We start from the raw sequence: 18,847 nt of genomic DNA, 5'->3' as shown, positions 1-18,847 counted from the left end.
GTGCGGGCCCGGTGACCCGGATCGCTTCCGGGTCACCGGGCGTGGCCCTGGCCTGTGTGCGTCGGGCACGGGGCGGGGCACACGCGGGTCAGCCGCCTGCGGCGTGTTTGGTGCTCACCGCGGCCCAGCGCTCCAGTACGTCGGCCGCCGCACCGGTGTCGATGGCCTCGGCCGCTCGGGGCAGTTCGGCGGCGATACGTTCGGCCACCCGGCTCCGCCCCGCGACCGGTGTCGCGGCTGCCAGCGCGGCGGCGGCGGAGAGCAGGACCGCGTCCCGTACCGGCCCGCGTGCTCCGGCCAGCAGTTCCCGTGCGATCCGGGCGTTGTGTCTCCGGTCGCCGCCGCGCAGCGCGTCCGGTGCGGCGAGGGGGATTCCCAGCTCGCGGGGGTCGAAGACCTCCTGGTGCACGGCGTCGTCGCCGACCGACCAGACCGTGGAGGATGTGGTGACCGTCAGCTCGTCCATCCCGTCGTCGCCCCGGAAGACGAGTGCCGACACGCCCTGGCGGGCCAGCACACCGGCGATCAGGGGCGCGGCATCGGCATCGGCCACCCCGACTGCCAGTGCCGTGGGGGACGCCGGGTTCGAGAGCGGGCCCAGCAGGTTGAACGCCGTGCGCACGCCCAGTTCCCTTCGGGTCGGGGCGGCGTGGCGCATCGCGGGGTGGAAGGCGGGAGCGAAACAGAAGGTGATCCCGGTGTCCAGGGCGACGGCCTCGACCGACGAGGGCGGCAGATCGAGCGTGACCCCCAGCTCCTCGAGCACGTCCGCCGAACCGCACTGCGAGGAGGCTGAACGGTTCCCGTGCTTGACGACCCGTGCCCCGGCCCCGGCGGCCACGATCGCCGACATGGTGGAGATGTTCACGCTGTCCGAGCCGTCGCCACCGGTGCCGACGATGTCCAGGGTGGGGCCCGGTATCCGCAGCGGCACCGCGTGCGCCCGCATGGTGCGGGTCAGCCCTTCCATCTCCTGGACCGTCTCGCCCTTGCACCGCAGCGCCATCAGGAATCCCGCGAGACGGGGGCCGCCGACGGCCCCCGTCATGATGTCCTCCATCGCCAGAGCCGCCTCGTCGGAGGTCAGGTCCCGGCCTGCCACCAGGGTGTTGATCAGAGCGGGCCAACGGAGTTCTGGCGGTTTCGCGGACATGTGTTTTTCCTTTCCCGAGTCCGGGTGCCCGAATGTGTGTGCCGGAAGGGCACGTGCGGCTGTCGTGCCTCATTGTTCGCGGCAACGGATCTCGCCGACAGACCACTTCGTGCCCTTTATTGCAGTCCACATCGTCGTGAGGAGGAGCGGATGCCCCTGCATCTGTCGGTCGCGATTTCCCGCTCAGCGGAACAGTCCCTGAATGCGCAGATAAGAACGTCGATATGCGAAGAGATCGAAGGGGGAATTCTTCAGCCCGGTACCCGTCTGCCCTCCAGCCGCCAACTGGCCGCGGACCTCGGGGTCTCCCGCAGCGTGGTGGTGGAGGCGTACGGGCAGTTGGTGGCCGAGGGGTTCCTGGAAGCCGCGCGGGGCGCGGGCACGCGCGTGGTCCGCCACCTGCCCCGCGAGCCCGTCGTGCCGTGCCTGCTGGACTCCTCGGACGTTCCGGTCGCCCGCTGGGACCTGCGGGTCTCGGGGCAGGGAGCTCCGGCCTTTCCGCACAAGGAGTGGCTCACCGCGTACCAGCGGGTGCTGCGGTCGCCCGGGGCGGTGCCGGACGGCTATCCGCCGCTCGCCGGCGTGCCCGAGCTGCGGTCCGAACTCTCCCGTCATCTGGGACGGTTACGGGGTGTGCGCGCCACTCCGTCCCAGGTGATGGTGACGGCCGGTTTCGCCCAGGGGCTGAGCCTGCTCTGCGCCGACCTGGTCGCGTCGGGACAGCGGGAGCTGGCCGTGGAGGAGCCCGGGCACCCCGGGCAGCGCCACTTCGTCGCGGAGAACGGACTGCGGCCGGTCCCGGTGCCGGTGGACGCCGAGGGGATCGATGTGGAAGCGCTCGCGGCCACCTCCGCGCGGGCCGTGCTGGTGACTCCGGCGCACCAGTTCCCCGTCGGGTACACGCTCTCCGCGTCCCGTCGGGAAGCATTGGCCCGTTGGGCGCGGGACGTGGACGGGCTGGTGATCGAGGACGATTACGACGGGGCCCTCTGGTACGACCGGGCGGCGCGCCCCCTCGCCCTCCAGCGGCTCGCTCCCGACCATGTGGTCTACGCGGGGACGGCGAGCAAGGTGCTGGGGGCGGGGCTGCGGCTGGGGTGGCTGGCCGGACCGGAACAGCTGCTCCACCGGCTGCTGCGTCTGCGTGGCCGCCAGGACCTGGGCACGGACGCGTTCACCCAGGCGGCCTTCGCGGAGTTCCTGGGCAGCGGCCTCTTCGACCGGCATCTGCGCAGGCTCACGGAGACCTGTGCGGCCCGACGGAGCGCCCTGGACGAGGCGGTGCGCCGTCATCTGCCCGGCGCCGCGGTGCTGGGCTCCGCCGCCGGGGTCCACGCCTATGTACGGCTGCCGCCCCACACCGACGAGACGGCCGTGGTCGGCGGCGCGCTGCGTCGCTCGGTGCTGGTCCGGGGCGGGGGCGGCTATCGCGCTCTCCCCCGCCCCGGCGACGCCGGCCTGGTGGTCGGCTTCGCGCATCTCCCCAAGTCCGGTGTGACGGAGGCCGTCCGGGAGGTGGGGGCCGCACTCAGCGGGAGGTGACCGCGGTGACGTCCGGCCGGGGTTCCGCGATGTTCACGTCCGGACGGGATCGTACGTCGGCGCCCTGTGCGAATCCCAGGAAGTTACGGAAGAGCTGGAGCCCGCCCGTCGTCAGAATGCTCTCCGGGTGGAACTGCACGCCCTCGACGGGCAGCGTGCGGTGACGCAGGCCCATCACGTATCCGTGGTCGACGGAGACCGCGGTCGTCACCAGTTCCTCGGGCAGCGGGTCCCCGACGATCAAGGAGTGATAGCGGGTCGCCTCCAGGGTGTTGCCGAGCCCCTGGAACACTCCGGCACCGTCGTGCCGGACGGCGCTGACCCTGCCGTGCATGACCTGCTCGGCCCGCTCGACCGTGCCGCCGTGGGCGAGGGCGATGGCCTGATGGCCGAGGCAGACACCGAGCACGGGCACCACGCCGGAGAAGTGGTGCACCAGCTCGACGTGTCCGGAGTCCGCGGGATGACCGGGGCCGGGACCGAGGACGACGGCGTCCGGTTCCAGCGCGGCGAGTTCGGCGGGGGTCCGCGTACGGGAGCGTACGACGGTCGTCTCGGCGCCCAGGGTCTGCACGTACTGGTCGATGATGTGCACGAAGCTGTCGTACGCGTCGATCAACAGCACCTTCATGACAGCAACTCCTCACCGGTCAGGGCCCAGTGGGCCGCTCCCATCTTCGCCAGCGTCTCCTGCCACTCGTCCGCGGGCCGGGACTGGGCGACCATGCCCGCCGAGCTCTGGGTGGAGTAGACCGTCCCGTCGTGGACGATCGTCCGGATGCACAGGGCGAGTTCGGTCCAGCCACGGACGTCCATCAGCCCGACGGCACCGGCGTAGCTGCCCCTCGGCTCCTGCTCCAGACTGTCGATGATCTCCATGGCACGCAGCTTCGGGGCTCCCGTCATCGTCCCGGCCGGGAAGGTGGCCCGTACGGCGTCCAGCGGGCTGGTCCCGCTCCTGAGGCGGCCGCTGACCGTCGACACCAGGTGGAAGACATGGGAGAACGTCTCCACCGCCATCAGCTCGTCGACCGGCCGGGTGGAGGGGCGGCTGACCCTGCCGATGTCATTCCGGCAGAGGTCCACCAGCATGATGTGTTCGGCCTGTTCCTTGGTGCTCTCGCGCATCTCCTTGATCCGCCGCTGGTTCTCCTCGTCGTCCGGGCCCCGGCGGGCCGTTCCGGCGATGGGCCGCATGACGATCGTGTCGTCCTCGATCCGGAGGAACAGCTCGGGACTCGCGCCGATGAGCAACTGCCCGGCACTCGGCATCACGTACATGTAGGGCGAGGGATTGCGTCGGCGCAACCGCCGGTAGACGTCCTCGGGCGCCAAGTCGGTCCGCACGTCCAGCCGGTGTCCGATCTGGATCTGGTAGATGTCCCCGGCCCTGATGTGCTCCAGGCAGCGGTCGGCCCACTGCAGGAACGTGTCCCGGTCCACACTGTCGCGCACCCAGTGCGGCCGCGGCGCGCTCGGCATCTCCGGGCGAGGGCCGTCGGCGCGGGCGGCCTCCTCGGCCAGGGCCCGGACGTCGGGGAGCGCGTCGGCGGGTGGCCCGGCCGGGTCGGTGAAGGCCGGGCTCGCCGCGTGGTGCAGGCGGACGGCGCCCGTTCCCAGGTCGTACCAGAGGGTGTCCCGGAAGAGGGTGAGCGTGATGTCGGGCGCCTGGGACGGCTTCGTCCGCCGCCCCGGCGTGTCCATGTTCCACATCGACTCGTAGGCGAAGGAGGAGAGGAACCCGAAGGCGTACGTGGTCCGTGGCACATCGGTCTCGACGGTGAACAGCCCCCGCACCGAGTCCAGTACGGTCCACAGGGCGTCGTTGCCGACGAATTCCATGGCTGCCGTTCCGGGGCCCGGCGGTGCCCCCTCGGGTCCGGCCACGGTCAGGCCCGCCCGTCGCGCCTCCGCCTCGATCGCCCTCACGAGCACGGGCGGCCCTTCCGCCTCGATGCGCCCGGCCCGGCCGTCACCCCCGAAGACCCGGAGTTCCGCGAGGCGGCCGAATCCGACAACCGCGAAACGCCGGTCCTCGTCGGCTCCCTCGACGCTCTCGAAGAGGAACACCCCGTCGGCAGGCAGGGTGCGGCGCAGCGCCGAGTAGAGGTCGAGCGGGTCGTGCGGTGCCAATTCGGTACGGGTCACCGTGACCGGAAGCGGAACATTACCCACCATGAAGAATTCCCCTGTCGTTTATCTGCGATGGGTCTCACGGCCACGCTTCACTCCACGTCGCCTCCCCCAGCGAACCAGGCGGGCCCGGGCCGGCACCAGACCAATCGGGAACGGCTGAAGCGGACCAATCCCGAATCGCTTGACGCGGCCCCGCGCCGCGAATTGAAGTTGGCAGGGGAAAAGCCCGGAGCACACGAGAGGTTCACGCTCGGGCATTGGTGTTCGGTACGAGCGAGAACGGGTGGAATTCCGAGATGACCGCAGAAGCCGCTGACGGCGGCCTTTCCACGGCCCCCTGGCTCGGGCTGCCGGCCGCGCAGCAGCCGGACTGGCCGGACCCGGACGCGCTCCGGGCAGCGGGCCGGAAGTTGGCGGGTTCACCTCCGCTGGTCCTGCCGGCCGAGTGCGATCTGCTGACCCGCCGTCTGGCGGCGGTCGCGCGGGGCGAGGCACTGGTCCTGCAGGGCGGGGACTGCGCGGAGACCTTCTCCGGGGTCGGCGCGGACACGGTGCGCGCCACCCTGCGGACTCTGCTCCACATGGCGGTCGTCCTGACCCATGCCTCTTCGCTGCCCGTGGTCAAGATCGGCCGCATGGCGGGCCAGTTCGCCAAGCCGCGGTCCACCGCCTTCGAGGAACGGGGCGGTGTCCGGCTCCCGTCCTATCGGGGGGACGCCGTCAACGGGCTGGAGTTCTCCAGCGGTTCCCGGACACCGGACGCCTCCCGGCTGAACCGCGCGTACGAGGCGTCGGCGGCCACCCTGAATCTTGTCCGCGCGCTCACCACCGGCGGTTTCGCGGACCTGGCCGAGGTCCGCACGTGGAACCGGGAGTTCGTCGCCTCGTCGCCCGCGGGCGAACGCTACCGACGGCTGACCGACGAGATCGAGAGTGCGCTGGCCTTTCTGCGAGCCTGCGGCGGCGATACGGCCCCGCTCGCGACCACCGAGTTCTTCGTCAGCCATGAGGCCCTGCTGCTCGACTACGAGACTCCGCTGACCCGGGTGGACGAGCGGACGGGACGGCTGTACGCCACCAGCGGGCATCTGCTGTGGGCGGGCGAACGCACCCGGGAGGCGGACGGCGCCCACATCGCATTCCTTTCCCGGGTCCGGAACCCCATCGCGGTCAAACTCGGCCCGACGGTGGGCCCCGAGACCGTGCTCCGCTATCTGGACCGACTCGACCCCGACAGGGAGCCCGGCCGTCTGACCTTCGTGATGCGGGCAGGCGCGGACCGGGTGCGTGACGTACTGCCGCTCCTCGTCGAGAAGGTCTCCGCCGAGGGCGCCCAGGTGTGCTGGCTGTCCGATCCCATGCACGGGAACACCTTCACCACGCCGGACGGCTACAAGACCCGCCACGTGGAGACGATCCTGGACGAGCTGAGCGGATTCATGGCGGTCCACCGGGCCCTGGGCACCCACCCGGGAGGCATCCATGTCGAGCTGACCGGGAGCGAGGTCACGGAGTGCCTCGGGGGCGGCCGCCCGGTAGGCGCGCAGGACCTCGGAAGGCGTTACGAGTCGGCATGCGATCCGAGACTCAACCAGGAGCAGTCGATCGACCTGGCCTTCCGCCTGGCCGACATGTACCGCCGACCGCCCACCGGTTGATACCGAGGTGCTCCCTACTTCACCGGCTCCAGAATCGCCACGCACTCCACATGATGCGTCATCGGAAAGACGTCGCCGACAGTCGACGCGAAAGAAACTGCAGGCCGGATGCGTCTGTTCGGCTCTGCAAGCGGGCTTCCAGGGCTCGGAGCGTCGGACGAGCGTCACGGCAGGGGCGGGAACACGGTCACAGCCCTCGGTGCCGACGGCCTCGTGGACAGGCGGAAACCCGGCAGCGACCGGTTCCCGGCTGTCCGGGTCCGACCGGAGCCCGTCGAGGCCGCCCCACAGTCGCTCCTGGCCGTTGAAGGTGTCCCCCGAGGGACTGTTGCCTTTCCTTCACGTCCGCGTACTCCGCGACGCGCACACATCCATCCCCGGCCGGTTCACCATCAGGTTGCGTAGTCCTCCACGTACGTGGCGATCAGGCTGAGCAGGGCGTCGGCCCGGTGCCGGTCCTCGCGCTGGACGCGCAGGGCCTCGTCGGCGACCCGGAGGCGCGTCAGGGCGGCCGGTTCGCCTTCCACCAGGTCGTCCACCAGCGGCGAGGTGACGAGGTCCAGGCACTCCGTGAGCAGCCGACGGGTGGCCGCGGAAGGCGAGCCCGAGTCGGGAACGGTGTGCGCGGCGGTGAGGTACCGCGCGGGGTCGGTGATGCTCCAGCCGACGACGGTACCGTCCTGGACGAGAAGCGCCACATCGGGTGCGATGCCGACACAGGCATCCAGGGGTCTATCGAGGACATCGAGGTCACGAAAGCAGGCCAGAACGGCATCGCCGGGAGCCCGACACAGCACCGTACACATCTCGTGGCGGAAGTCCCGGACCTCGTCCGCACGGAGTCCGCCCGGACGAACCTCGGGCAGGACGGGAACGTGAGGCACGGTCTCGGCGTTCGCGGACACGTACGGCATCCGGAATTCGGTCCCGGCCAGTTCCCGGCTGTCCGGATCGAACCGGAGGACGTCGGGGGCGTCCCACAGCCAGTCCTGGCTACCGAAGGTGTGCGAGAGAAACCGCTCACGCTCCTTCACGCCCACGTACTGAGCCACGTCCAGGGAGTCGCCCGTGAAGCGGGGGGTGATATGCAGCGGATCGTCCGTCACCGTCGCACACCAGCCTCCGTCAAACGACAGCTTCATGGCCATTCCTGCCTCATCTGATTTGCTGTGCTGGGGCCAAGTAGCCGCCATCGGTCGGAATCCTGCCCTCCACGATGTCCTCATGGGTAACCGGCCTACCGGGATCCGTCGGTTTGCCACCGAGCGCCTGCGCGCCGGAGTCACCCTTGATACCCGACTCTCCGTACGCCGTGATGGCCTGGCCCTGCTTGGAGCCGGGCCCGTAGGCCACGACGATGTCGTTGTCCTTCCGGAAGATGAAGTTACCTGCCGTGCCCGACGAGTGGTACACAGCATCGGGGTTCTTCAGGATGTCCAGGACCCGTTCGTCGGTGAAGGCATGTCGGGTGTCCCCGTGGTACTTGGGATGCTTGTTGATCTCACCGTTCTCTGCCCTCTCTGCGATCCCGTCCAGAACCTTGTCGATCCGCCTCTGTGCTTTCTCCTCCTTCGGGTATTTGGGCATGAGCCCCAGCGGGTCCGACTCGGTGTTCGGGTTGTCCACGTAGCTGACGGGGTTCGGGGCGGGAGCGAGGCCGAGGGGGTCGGGGGAGGTGTAGCGGCCGGTCTCCGGGTCGTAGTGCCGGAGGTAGTTGTAGTGGAGGCCGGTCTCAGGGTCGTAGTACTGGCCCGGGAAGCGGAGAGGGGTATAGGTGCTGCCGTCGCGGGCCCATGCCGTGGTGCCCCACAACGTGGCTCGGGAGCGCCAGGCGATGTCGCCGGATTCGTCGACCAGTTCGGTGGGAGTGCCGATGAGGTCGCTGGCGATGGCGAAGAAGCGGCGGTCGATCTCGTTCTGCCGATCGTCGGCGGTGAGGAGGCGCTCGGTCTGGGCCAGGGGGGTGTGGCCGCGGTGGTCCCAGGTCAGGGCGACCGTGCTCAACTGGTCGGGTCCGTGGCTGGTCTGTTCGCACAGGGTTAGGCCGTCCCAGGTGAACCGGACCTCCTCGACCACGCTCTCACCGTCGTCCGCCATGCGCTGCTTCGCGGTGCGTCGGCCCAGCGGGTCGTAGCGGTACCTCCACCGGGTCCCGTCGGGGGTGGTCACGGAGGTGAGGCGGTTCTCCGTGTCCCATGTGTAGCGCCAGATGTCGGGCTTGCGGGAGAGGCGGGCCTTCCGACGCAGGATCACCCGGCCGAGGGCGTCGTGCTCGAAGCGCACATCGCCGGCCCGGGTGACGGTGGTGCCGGTGTAGGTGCGTGGCCCGGTGGCTTCATGGCCGGGGTGGCCGGACGGCCAGGACGCCGAGGTCTGGTTGCCGGCGTCGTCGTAGGCGTACCGCTCCGTCCAGCCTTTGGCGTGGACGGCGGTGACGCGGCCCGCCCCGTCAAGGTCGAAGGTGCGAGTGCCCGTCAGCCGGTCAGCGACGGAGGTCAGCTGGCCGTCGGCGCGGTAGGAGTAGGCGCGGCTGTTGACGGTGCGTCCTGCGGCGGTGATGTGCTGCTCGGAGAGCCTTCCGGCCTCGTCGCGGGCGGAGGTCATGGTGATCGTGTCACCGAGGGCGCGGGCCAGTTCGCGTCCGGCGGCGTCGTACGTGAAGTCGATGCGCCGGTCACCGGTGGTGAGGCGGTGAGCCTGTCCGCTGTCATCGTAGGCGTAAGAGGTGACATGGCCGGTGGGTGTGGTGCGGCGCGTACGGCGGCCCAGGACGTCGTACGCGTACACGATGGGGCGGCCGTCGACCAGTTCCGTCTTGGTGAGGCCGCGGCGGTCGTACTGGTACCGGAGTTCGCCGTCCGGTCCGGCCGCCTCCAGCAGGCGTCCGGCCTTGTCGTAGGCGTACGCCGTCACCTGGCCGTCGACATCCTTGCGGATCACCTGGCCGAGCCGGTCACGCTCGAACGAGATCGTTCCGCCGAGCGCGTCGGTGCGGGCGGCGAGCCGGCCTGCGGGGTCCACCCGGTAGGTGAGGGTGCGGCCGTCGAAGTCGGTCTCGGAGACGGTGTTGCCCGCGGCGTCGTACGTGTAGGTCCAGGTCAGCCCCTGCGGGTTGATGACGCGGGTGAGGCGCAGCTCGGCGTCGTGCTCGAACTCGTAGCGCACGCCGTCGGGCTGGACACGGGCGAGGGGCAGGTCGAAGTGGGTGTACTCGAAGCGGGAGACGCCACCAGACGCGTCGGTGTGGGTGAGCCGGTTGCCCTCGCCGTCGTAGGTCCATGACTCCGTGGCGCCGTCGGGGCCCGTACGGCGGGCGAGGAGGCCGTCGGCGTTCCACTCCAGGTGCGTGACCCCTCCCACCGGGTCGGTGACGCGGACCGGGCGGCCCAGGGCGTCGCGCTCCGTGCGGGTGGTGGCCCCGGCCGGACCGGTCACCTCGACGGGCAGCCCCGCCGCGTCGCACACCACGTGTGCCGTGGCCCCGAGGGCGTCGGTGACGGAGGTGAGCCGACCGGAGCGGTCGTAGGTGTAACGGGTGGTCGCGCCCGCCGGATCGGTGACCGCCGTACGGTTGCCGTGCTCGTCGAACTCGTGGACCGTACGGGCGCCGTCGGGCCCGAGGACTTCCACCGGAAGGCCGAACGGGCCGCGTACGGTGCGCAGTTCGCTTCCGTCGGGGCGGGTGGCGGATATGAGACGGTCGTGCTCGTCGTAGGAGAAGACGGTGGTGAGGCCCAGCGGGTCGGTACGGCTCAGGAGGTTGCCGCGCGGGTCGTGGGCGAACCGGGTGGTGTGGCCGAGCGGGTCGGTGATGGCCAGGAGACGGCAGCCGGGGCCGAACAGGTGGCGGGCCGTGTGCCCGTCGGCGGTGGTGACGGTGGTGACGTGGTGGCCGGTCTCGGGGTCCGGGTCGGTGTAGGCGAGAGTGATCTGTACGTGGCCTGCCTCGCCGCCCTCCGCCACGACACGGTCGCGGTCGTCGTAGACGTAGTCGTAGCGGCTGTTGTTCGAGTCGATCCAGGCGATGACACGGCGGCGGTCGTCGTAGACGAAGGTGGTGGTGGCGCCGGAGGGCCTGGTGACGGTGGTGAGGTTGCCGTCCTGATAGCCGTAGTTCATCAGGGGCAGGTCCGCGCCGCCCTCCCCTGCACCGGTCAGGGACAGCGCGGTGACCAGGCCGTCGGCGGACGAAAGCCGCACCTGTCGGCCCGACGAGTGGACCAGCGCCAGCGGCAGGCCGTCCTCGGCACGGTCGACGGTGAGGGAGTGGCCGTTGCGTTCGCTGATCCCGGACAGCCAGGCGTCGCCGTCACCGCCCGGCCCGCTGCCGTACGGGGCGGTGAAGTGGAAGACCAGGCCGCTGTCGGGGTCGGTGACCGTGTAGTCGCCGTGGGCGTCGCGGGCCAGCAGGGTACGGGCCCGGCCCGTCTCCGGCCGGGTGGGGGCGCCGGGCACCGGGTGCGGGTAGGGGACGAGGAGCCCTTCGGCGGTGACGTGGACGACGCCGATGGCGTCGATCTCCAGCCGCTCATCGACGGTGGACGTCCAGGCGGGCCCAAGGAACCGGCCGACCGCGCAACCGGACTCGGTGCGGCGGGTGAAGACCAGCGGCAGGATGCCGGGCAGCTCGACATCGGTCTGGGGGAGGTACATCCGGCCCGTGGCAAAGTCCACCGGGTCGCCCCCGGCGTCGCGGTCGCCGTCCGGGGTGTTGTGGGTGCCGTCCGGGGAGTCGTCGACCAGCCTGCGGGCCTTCGCGGCGTCGGCGGCCTCCTTGACGACGCGTACGCCCTTCACCGCCGCGCCGCCCCCGCCGGTGGCCACAGTCAGCGCGGCGTCGGGCAGCAGGCGGCCGAAGCCCTCGTACGGGTCCTTCATGAAGTCGCTGATCATCTGCTTGCCGGTGCCCACCGGGTCGTTGGCGGCGACCACCAGCCCTGCGGCCAGGCTGTTGAGGGAGGTGACGTACTCGGCCGGGTGCGTGATGTTGTACGCATCCAGGGGGTTGACCTGGCGCACGAAGTTCAGCAGCCCCGCGGTGCCCTTGACGGCGCCGCCGCCGATGTGGTCGCCCATGTACCGCAGTTCCTGGACCCCGTCACCCAACTGCTGGGCGTACGAGGGTTTCTCCGGGGCCTCGTCGCGGGCGGCGCGGACTGCGGTGCGCGCGGTCTCCGCGGCCGTGTTCCGCTGCTTACGGGCCTCGGCAAGGATCTCCTGCGCCTCCCGCATCAGCTTCATGCCGGGGTCGGCGAACGTCGAGGCGGGACGGGGCGGGAGGGTGGAAGGGTTGCGCTCGTCGGCGGGCTGAGCGTTGTAGCGATCCACCGCGCTGTTGTAAGCGTCGACCTTCTTGCGGTGGGCATCGGCGGCGTCCTCGGATGCCTTGACGCCCTCCTTCCACTTGTCGATCGCCGTCTGTGCCTGCCCCTGCGCCCAGGTGACGGTGGAGGCGAAACCCTCCAGCGCGGCGGCCGCCTTCTCGCAGGCGTCGGCGCCGGTGAACCACTTGGGCGGCTGGGTGCGCACGGCGGCCCGCAACGCCTCGGCTGCCTCACCCTTGAGCCGGGACGAGTCCAGGCCCTTGAGACCTTCACCGGCGTTGTCGAAGGACTGCTGGAAGGCGCGGAGCTGCTTGGCCGTGGAGCGGATCTTCTCCGGACTCCCGTAGACCAGCTTGGTCCTGTCCTCGGTCTGCCCGAGGTCCATCTCGTCGACCTCGGCGCCCATCCGGTTGGCGACCGAACGGGACTGCTCACGCACCCAGTCCGCACCGGACTCCCACCCGGCGTCGTCCAGCCGGTCGGCGGTCCAGTTCCCCGCGTCCTCGACCCGGTCCCCGACCCACTCGACGCCGTCCTCGACCGCGTCCTCTACCGCGTCGGGCGTGATGTCCTTGATGAAGTCGCCGATTCCCATGGTCAGTTCCCCCCGGACTCACCCTGCTCCCGCGCCTGCCGGGCGCGTTCCTCCGGCGACGGGCCGAAGGTGTCGTCCAGCGCCCGGTCCCACTGGTCGTCGGAGATGCCGAGCTTGTCTTTGAGTATCTCGGACCGCTGGCCGCCCTGCCCCTCGGTGAGGACGGTGCGGGCGGTGTCCTTCCACGTCTGGCCCATCTCCTGACCGGCCTGCTCGAAGGACTCCGCGCTCCAGTCCGGGGTGAGGTAGTCGGGCGTGAACACCTCCCCCCAGCCCTGCTGGATGATCTCCTCCTCCGTGGCGTGCGGGCTGCCGCCCATCACGGAGTTGACGCCCACCTTCAGCGTGCCCTGCACGTACTGATCGTGCTCCCACTGGGTGCCCGCGGCCAGGCCGAGACGGTTGGCGATCGCACTGGCGTCGTTCACCAGGGCGCGCACGCCCCACTCCCAGCGCTCGCAGAAGTCCTCGAAGTCGGCCGACAGCCCGTGGGACCCGGCCTCCATCCCCGTCATCGACAGCGCCGAGAAGCCCTTGCCCATCTTCGAGCCGGTCGCCCCGCCGAGGTCACCGAGCTGGTCGATCGTCGACCCCACACCCTGCGTGAACTTCGCGACGGACACCTTGTCGAATCGCAGGTCAGCCCCGTCACCCCCCATGGCCACGCCTCTCCATCTCTTCAGCGGAGTCGACGGCGACGCCGTCCGGAACGATGCCGACGACCGGCGGGAAGAACATCGACCCGCCCTCGGTGGCGATGTCGACGGCGAGGCCGGCGGGCTCGTCCAGGGACGGCAGGATCTCGTCGACGATGCGCGCGCCCAGCAGCGCCGCATACTCCATGGGCCGGTCACCGGGTGCGTGCAGCAGGGCGAAGCGGGCCAGGGCGGCCTCGTCGGTGAACCCGCAGATCCACCGCACCCCGCCCGACCGCGCCGACCAGAGGCCGCTGCCGGTAGTCGGCACCAGAAGGCCCGATCGCCGCATCTCACCGACCAGCGCACGAGGGTCACCGACTCCCCTTCTCCGCTCGGCGATGCGCTCGGCGAGCGCTGTTCCTGCCTGCTCCACGGCCCCTCCCCCGCTCTCATCGCGAACTCGGCTTCGTACGTCGAGACGCGTTTGATGGAGCAGCAGTTCCTGTGAAGGTGAGCACGGCGCGGCAAGCGGACACGAGAACGCGTTGCACCCGTGGCGACCACGGGTTCAGGGACCGGCCCGCTCAAACCCCCAGGTCAGGCGTCCTTCTTCACCGGCTCCAGAATCGCCACGCACTCCACATGATGCGTCATCGGAAACAGGTCGAACGCCCGCAGCGTCCGCACCCGGTACCCGCCCTCCGCGAAGTACGCCAGGTCCCGGGCCAGCGCCGCCGGGTCGCAGGCCACGTACGCGATACGACGCGCCCCCAGCGACACCAGGTGCTTGACCACCTGCTTGCCCGCGCCCGCGCGGGGCGGGTCCAGGACGATCAGGTCGCACTCGGTGATGCCCGTGCGGGGCAGGACCTGGTCGACCTTGCCGTGTTCGATGCGGACGCGGTCCAGGTCCTTGAGGTTGTGGCGGGCGTCCTCGACCGCGCGTTTGCCGGACTCGATGCCGAGCACCGCGCCCTTCTCGCCGATGCGCTGGCCGATGGCTCCGGCGAAGAGGCCGACGCCGCAGTAGAGGTCGAGGGCCGTGTCGTTCTTGCGGGGCAGGAGGCCCTGCATGACCGCGCGGACCAGGGTGTTGGCCGCCTGCGGGTGGATCTGCCAGAAGCCGCCGGAGCCGACGCGGTACGTGCGGTCGTCGGCGCGTTCGCGGACGAAGGCGCGGCCGTGGACGCGGTGGACGCCGCCGTCCTTCTCGTCGACGCGGAGTACGGAGACCGGCTTGTCCAGCTCGACCAGGGGGAGCCGGCCGCCGGGGCGGGGGGTCAGGATGACCTGGCGGTCGTTCGAGCCGGTGGCGGTGATCGCCTCGACGGCGGCGATCTGCGGCCATTCCCGCTTCTCGACGCCGAGTTCGGATACGCCGGGGGCGGCGATCAGGCAGTGGTCGATCGGCTGGACGTCGTGCGAGCGGTGCTTGCGCAGGCCCGCCCGGCCGTCCGCGTCGATCGCGTACTGGACCCGGGTGCGCCAGGCCGGGACCTCGCCCGCCGGGAGCTTGTCGCCGTCGGCGGGCATGACCGTGCCGTCCCAGCCGGCCTCCTCGGGCGTCAGGCCCGCCAGGCGCTGGAGCTGCTCGGCGATCACCTCGCCCTTGAGGCGGCGCTGGGCGCCGGGCTTGGCGTGCTGCCAGTCGCAGCCGCCGCACATGCCGGGGCCCGCGTACGGGCAGGGGGCCTGAATCCGGTCCTTGGACGGCTCCAGGATGCGTACCGCGTCGGCCCGCAGGAAGCGGGAGTCCGTGTCGCCGTCGGTGACCTTCGCGATGATCTTCTCGCCGGGGAGCGTGTGGCGGACGAAGAGGACCTGGTTCTCCGCCGTACGGGCGATGCAGTGGCCGCCGTGTGCGACGGGCCCGACCTCGACCTCGTACTCCTCCCCGACCAGCGACGACGTGGGTTCGTTCTGCATGAGGGGAGGCTCCAGGGAGGAAGGGGGGTGGGGCGGGAACGCGGCCGGACAACAGCCCACCAGTCTACGTGGGTCCGGCCGGGGTGACGGCCAGGGAGCCGCGGCGCCCTCACCCCTTGCGGTTCGGCTCCTTGTGCCGACGTTCCACCGGGCCCCGGCGTACCGAACCCGGCGCGCTCCAGTCCGCGCGCTTGCGGGCCCGTTTCTTCGCGGCCTCGGAGGACTGGAGCTGGTACGGGACGGAGGTGACCATCACGCCGGGGGTGAAGAGGAGGCGGCCCTTGAGGCGCAGGGCGCTCTGGTTGTGGAGCAGGTGCTCGTACCAGTGGCCGACCACGTACTCCGGGATGTAGACGCTGACCACATCGCGCGGGCTGCGGCGGCGCAGGCCCTTGACGTACTCGATGACCGGGCGGGTCACCTCGCGGTAGGGCGAGTCGAGGATCTTGAGCGGTACGTTGACGCCGTGCCGCTCCCAGTCCTCGCGGAGCGCCTTCGTCTCGGCCGGGTCGACGCTGATGGAGAGCGCCTCCAAGTGGTCGGCGCGGATCAGCTGGGCGTAGGCGAGGGCGCGCAGGGTCGGGCGGTGGAGCTTGGAGACCAGGACGATCGCGTGGACGCGGGAGGGGCGGGCGCTCTCGTCCGGGGAGGCGTCGTCCGCGGCGATCTCGGCGGCGACCCGGTCGTAGTGCTTCCGGATCGCGGTCATCGTGCCGTAGAAGATCACCATGCCGAGCAGGGCGACCCAGGCGCCGTGGGTGAACTTGGTGGCGAGGACGACCACGAGGACCAGGCCGGTGAAGAAGGCCCCGAAGGCGTTGATGGCGCGGGAGCGGACCATGTGGCGGCGCCGGGCGGGGTCGCGTTCGGCGGCCAGAAGGCGGTTCCAGTGCCGGACCATGCCGGTCTGGCTGAGGGTGAAGGAGACGAAGACGCCGACGATGTACAGCTGGATCAGGTGCGTGGTGTCGGCGCCGTAGATCCAGACCAGCAGGACGGCGGCCCCGGCCAGCAGCACGATGCCGTTGGAGAAGGCGAGCCGGTCGCCGCGGGTGTGGAGCTGGCGCGGCAGGTAGCGGTCCTGGGCGAGGATCGAGCCGAGCAGCGGGAAGCCGTTGTACGCGGTGTTCGCGGCCAGGAAGAGGACCAGCGCGGTGGCCGCGGCGAGGACCATGAAGAGGAACGATCCGTGGCCGAAGACCGCCTCCGCCACCTGGGCGATCACCGGGTCCTGGGTGAATCCCTCGCCGACGGGGACGCCGTCGCGGATCAGGTCCTTCGCCGGGTTCTCGGCCATCTTGACGTCGGTGGCCATGGCCAGGGCGATGATCCCGCAGAACATGGTGACGGCGAGCAGGCCCATCAGGGCGAGCGTGGTCGCGGCGTTCCGGCTCTTCGGCTTGCGGAAGGCGGGCACCCCGTTGCTGATCGCCTCGACCCCGGTGAGGGCGGCGCAGCCGGAGGAGAAGGCGCGCAGGAGGAGGAAGACCAGGGCGAAACCGGCCAGGCCCTGGTGCTCGGGCTTGATCTCGAACTCGGCGGTCGGGGCGTGCATCGTGTCGCCGAGGACCAGGGAGCGGAACCCGCCCCACAGGATCATGGCGAAGACGCCCGCCACGAAGAGGTAGGTGGGGACGGCGAACAGCTTCCCCGACTCCCTGACCCCGCGCAGGTTCATCAGGGCGAGCAGGACGATCGCGCCGACGGCGCAGAGGGTCTTGTTCTCGATGACGAAGGGGACCGCGGAGCCCAGGTTCTCCACCCCGGCGGAGACCGACACGGCCACGGTGAGGACGTAGTCGACCAGCAGCGCGCTGGCGACGGTCAGTCCGGCCCGGGGGCCGAGGTTGGTGGTGGCGACCTCGTAGTCGCCGCCGCCGCTCGGATAGGCGCGGACGTTCTGCCGGTAGGAGGCGACGACCGTGAACATGAGGACCACGACGGCCAGCGCGATCCAGGGGCTGAAGTGGTACGCCGACAGGCCCGCGAGGGACAGGACGATGAGGACCTCGCCGGGGGCGTACGCCACCGAGGAGAGCGGGTCGGACGCGAAGACGGGGAGCGCGACGCGCTTGGGGAGGAGGGTCTCCCCCAGCCTGTCGCTGCGCAGCGCCCGCCCGATCAGAATCCTTTTGGGCAGGTCGGTCAGTTTGGACACGCAGAGGATCGTAAGGGCAGCCCGCGCCGGTCGAGGACGTCTGATCGGCCGTGGCCCCCCGCTGCCTGCGGAAGGAGCGGAAACCGGCCGTAATCCTTAACGGAATCCTTGCGAGCGGCGCTGTTCCTTTACTCCCCCTTTGCCCATGTGTCCGGACGAACGCACACTCGGATGAAGGGACGGCCCCGTAGCGGCATAAGCTCATCTCCGGGCAACGCCGAAGGTGGTTGCCCCGTTGTTTGCCCGGCAAGCCGAGAGAGAGTGTGAGCAGCGTGTTTTCGCAGGTCAGCCGGACTACCAGGACGGCGAGGTAGGCGCACCGTGCACATCGTCATCATGGGCTGCGGGCGCGTCGGAGCCGCTCTCGCGCAGACCCTGGAGCAGCAGGGGCACACCGTCGCGGTGATCGACCAGGACCCCACGGCGTTCCGCCGTCTCGGGTCCGGGTTCGGCGGCCGCCGGGTCACCGGGGTCGGCTTCGACCAGGACACGCTCCGCGAGGCGGGCATCGAGGAGGCCGGGGCGTTCGCCGCGGTCAGCAGCGGCGACAACTCCAACATCATCGCGGCCCGGGTGGCCCGCGAGATGTTCTCCATCGAGAACGTCGCGGCCCGCATCTACGACCCGAAGCGGGCCGAGGTCTACCAGCGGCTCGGCATCCCCACCGTGGCGACGGTCCGCTGGACGGCGGACCAGATGCTGCGGCGGCTGCTGCCCTCGGGCGCGGAGCCGCTGTGGCGCGACCCGAGCGGGGGCGTGCAGCTCGCCGAGGTGCACACGACGCCGTCCTGGATCGGCCACCGGATCAGCACGCTCCAAGAGGAGACCGGTGTCCGTGTCGCCTTCCTCACCCGGTTGGGCGAGGCCATACTGCCCACGTCGCAGACCGTCCTTCAGGAGGGTGACCTGGTGCACGTGATGATGCGTACGGACGAGATCGCCAAGGTCGAAGAGGCATTCGCCGAGGGTCCCGAGGAGGGCGGTCACTGATGCGTGTGTCGATTGCCGGGGCGGGTGCGGTGGGCCGTTCCATCGCCACCGAGCTGCTGGAGAACGGGCACGAGGTGCTGCTCATCGACAAGGCGCCGAGCGCCATCTCGGTGGAGCGGGTCCCGTCGGCGGAGTGGCTGCTCGCGGACGCCTGCGAGATCACGTCGCTGGACGAGGCGGCGTTGCAGCGGTGCAACGTGGTCATCGCCGCGACGGGCGACGACAAGGTGAACCTGGTCGTCTCGCTGCTCGCGAAGACCGAGTACGGCGTGCCCCGGGTGGTGGCCCGGGTCAACCACCCGAAGAACGAGTGGCTGTTCAACGAGTCCTGGGGCGTCGATGTCGCGGTCTCGACCCCGCGGCTGATGTCGGCCCTGGTGGAGGAGGCGGTGAGCGTCGGCGATCTGGTCCGGCTGCTGCGCTTCAGCCACGGCGACGCCAACCTGGTGGAGCTGACGCTGCCGCCGGAGTCGGCGCTGGCGGGCACCCGGGTCGGGCAGGTGGCATGGCCCCAGGACACCTCGCTGGTCACCATCATCCGGGGGACGCGGGTGCTGACGCCGAGCGCCGAGGAGTCCCTGGAGGCCGGTGACGAGCTGCTGTTCGTGGCCGCCCAGGCGCGCGAGGAGCAGTTGGAGGACCTGCTGTCGGTCCGCCGCGACCCGTCGTCGGGCAGCTGACTCGTCAACGTACGGCCGGTGCCCAGCGTCCGTAAGCGTCCGTAAAG

The 18,847-nt window shown here is 70.6% G+C and carries 13 protein-coding genes; 4 read left to right on the top strand and 9 right to left on the bottom strand.

The genetic code is table 11. The features are described 5' to 3' along the window. Positions 1–88: 88 nt before the first annotated feature. Positions 89–1,153: an anthranilate phosphoribosyltransferase gene (locus tag B7C62_28830; protein ID ARF75822.1), complete on the bottom strand. Its 1,065-nt coding sequence runs from the start codon at positions 1,151–1,153 to the stop codon at positions 89–91. Between the two features lie 150 nt (positions 1,154–1,303). On the opposite strand from B7C62_28830, the gene B7C62_28825 reads away from it, so the two are divergent. Then, complete coding sequence (locus tag B7C62_28825; GenBank protein ID ARF75821.1) at positions 1,304–2,695, top strand: GntR family transcriptional regulator; 1,392 nt, start codon at positions 1,304–1,306, stop codon at positions 2,693–2,695. Here B7C62_28825 and B7C62_28820 read toward each other — a convergent pair. Further along, on the bottom strand, positions 2,682–3,326 hold the full coding sequence (locus tag B7C62_28820; GenBank protein ID ARF75820.1) for an aminodeoxychorismate/anthranilate synthase component II: 645 nt from the start codon (positions 3,324–3,326) through the stop codon (positions 2,682–2,684). The genes B7C62_28825 and B7C62_28820 overlap by 14 nt on opposite strands. Further along, positions 3,323–4,873, bottom strand: a complete 1,551-nt coding sequence (locus B7C62_28815; protein ARF75819.1) for a 2-amino-4-deoxychorismate synthase — start codon at positions 4,871–4,873, stop codon at positions 3,323–3,325. Before B7C62_28815 ends, B7C62_28820 begins: the two co-directional genes overlap by 4 nt. A 254-nt stretch (positions 4,874–5,127) precedes the next feature. Between B7C62_28815 and B7C62_28810 the strand changes: the two genes are divergently transcribed. Further along, positions 5,128–6,489 (top strand): 3-deoxy-7-phosphoheptulonate synthase class II, encoded by a 1,362-nt coding sequence (locus B7C62_28810; protein ARF77414.1) that lies wholly within the window; start codon positions 5,128–5,130, stop codon positions 6,487–6,489. A gap of 392 nt (positions 6,490–6,881) precedes the next feature. Here B7C62_28810 and B7C62_28805 read toward each other — a convergent pair whose 3' ends face one another. From B7C62_28805 to B7C62_28780, 6 genes are all read right to left on the bottom strand, one after another. Beyond that, positions 6,882–7,631, bottom strand: coding sequence for a hypothetical protein (locus tag B7C62_28805; protein ARF75818.1), 750 nt, complete (start codon positions 7,629–7,631; stop codon positions 6,882–6,884). A gap of 13 nt (positions 7,632–7,644) precedes the next feature. Then, entirely contained in the window at positions 7,645–12,408 is a 4,764-nt protein-coding gene (locus tag B7C62_28800; GenBank protein ARF75817.1) for a type IV secretion protein Rhs, read from the bottom strand. A 2-nt stretch (positions 12,409–12,410) separates the two neighbouring features. Beyond that, positions 12,411–13,067, bottom strand: coding sequence for a hypothetical protein (locus tag B7C62_28795; GenBank protein ARF75816.1), 657 nt, complete (start codon positions 13,065–13,067; stop codon positions 12,411–12,413). Then, entirely contained in the window at positions 13,057–13,395 is a 339-nt protein-coding gene (locus tag B7C62_28790) for a hypothetical protein (GenBank protein ARF75815.1), read from the bottom strand. Before B7C62_28790 ends, B7C62_28795 begins: the two co-directional genes overlap by 11 nt. 248 nt (positions 13,396–13,643) lie before the next feature. Beyond that, positions 13,644–14,972, bottom strand: coding sequence for an RNA methyltransferase (locus B7C62_28785; GenBank protein ARF75814.1), 1,329 nt, complete (start codon positions 14,970–14,972; stop codon positions 13,644–13,646). Positions 14,973–15,081: 109 nt separating this feature from the next. After that, positions 15,082–17,130: a DNA-binding protein gene (locus tag B7C62_28780; GenBank protein ARF75813.1), complete on the bottom strand. Its 2,049-nt coding sequence runs from the start codon at positions 17,128–17,130 to the stop codon at positions 15,082–15,084. Positions 17,131–17,451: 321 nt separating this feature from the next. Between B7C62_28780 and B7C62_28775 the strand changes: the two genes are divergently transcribed. Continuing rightward, complete coding sequence (locus tag B7C62_28775; GenBank protein ID ARF75812.1) at positions 17,452–18,120, top strand: potassium transporter TrkA; 669 nt, start codon at positions 17,452–17,454, stop codon at positions 18,118–18,120. Further along, positions 18,120–18,800 carry a potassium transporter TrkA gene (locus B7C62_28770; protein ARF75811.1) on the top strand — a complete coding sequence of 227 codons (681 nt, stop codon included), beginning with the start codon at positions 18,120–18,122 and terminating at the stop codon, positions 18,798–18,800. The genes B7C62_28775 and B7C62_28770 overlap by 1 nt, the downstream gene beginning before the upstream one ends. Positions 18,801–18,847: the final 47 nt, after the last annotated feature.

This window comes from Kitasatospora albolonga (genome assembly GCA_002082585.1).
Taxonomy (GTDB): Bacteria; Actinomycetota; Actinomycetes; order Streptomycetales; family Streptomycetaceae; genus Streptomyces; species Streptomyces stephensoniae.
Note: the sequence above shows the minus strand (reverse complement) of the source record. Positions and strands in the feature narration are given on the sequence as shown.

Coding starts and splice junctions, on each gene's coding strand:
- B7C62_28790 (ARF75815.1), bottom strand. CDS start 13,395: ATGCGGCGATCGGGCCTTCTGGTGCCGACTACCGGCAGCGGCCTCTGG.
- B7C62_28795 (ARF75816.1), bottom strand. CDS start 13,067: ATGGGGGGTGACGGGGCTGACCTGCGATTCGACAAGGTGTCCGTCGCG.
- B7C62_28810 (ARF77414.1), top strand. CDS start 5,128: ATGACCGCAGAAGCCGCTGACGGCGGCCTTTCCACGGCCCCCTGGCTC.
- B7C62_28820 (ARF75820.1), bottom strand. CDS start 3,326: ATGAAGGTGCTGTTGATCGACGCGTACGACAGCTTCGTGCACATCATC.
- B7C62_28830 (ARF75822.1), bottom strand. CDS start 1,153: ATGTCCGCGAAACCGCCAGAACTCCGTTGGCCCGCTCTGATCAACACC.
- B7C62_28770 (ARF75811.1), top strand. CDS start 18,120: ATGCGTGTGTCGATTGCCGGGGCGGGTGCGGTGGGCCGTTCCATCGCC.
- B7C62_28785 (ARF75814.1), bottom strand. CDS start 14,972: ATGCAGAACGAACCCACGTCGTCGCTGGTCGGGGAGGAGTACGAGGTC.
- B7C62_28805 (ARF75818.1), bottom strand. CDS start 7,631: ATGAAGCTGTCGTTTGACGGAGGCTGGTGTGCGACGGTGACGGACGAT.
- B7C62_28815 (ARF75819.1), bottom strand. CDS start 4,873: ATGGTGGGTAATGTTCCGCTTCCGGTCACGGTGACCCGTACCGAATTG.
- B7C62_28825 (ARF75821.1), top strand. CDS start 1,304: ATGCCCCTGCATCTGTCGGTCGCGATTTCCCGCTCAGCGGAACAGTCC.
- B7C62_28800 (ARF75817.1), bottom strand. CDS start 12,408: ATGGGAATCGGCGACTTCATCAAGGACATCACGCCCGACGCGGTAGAG.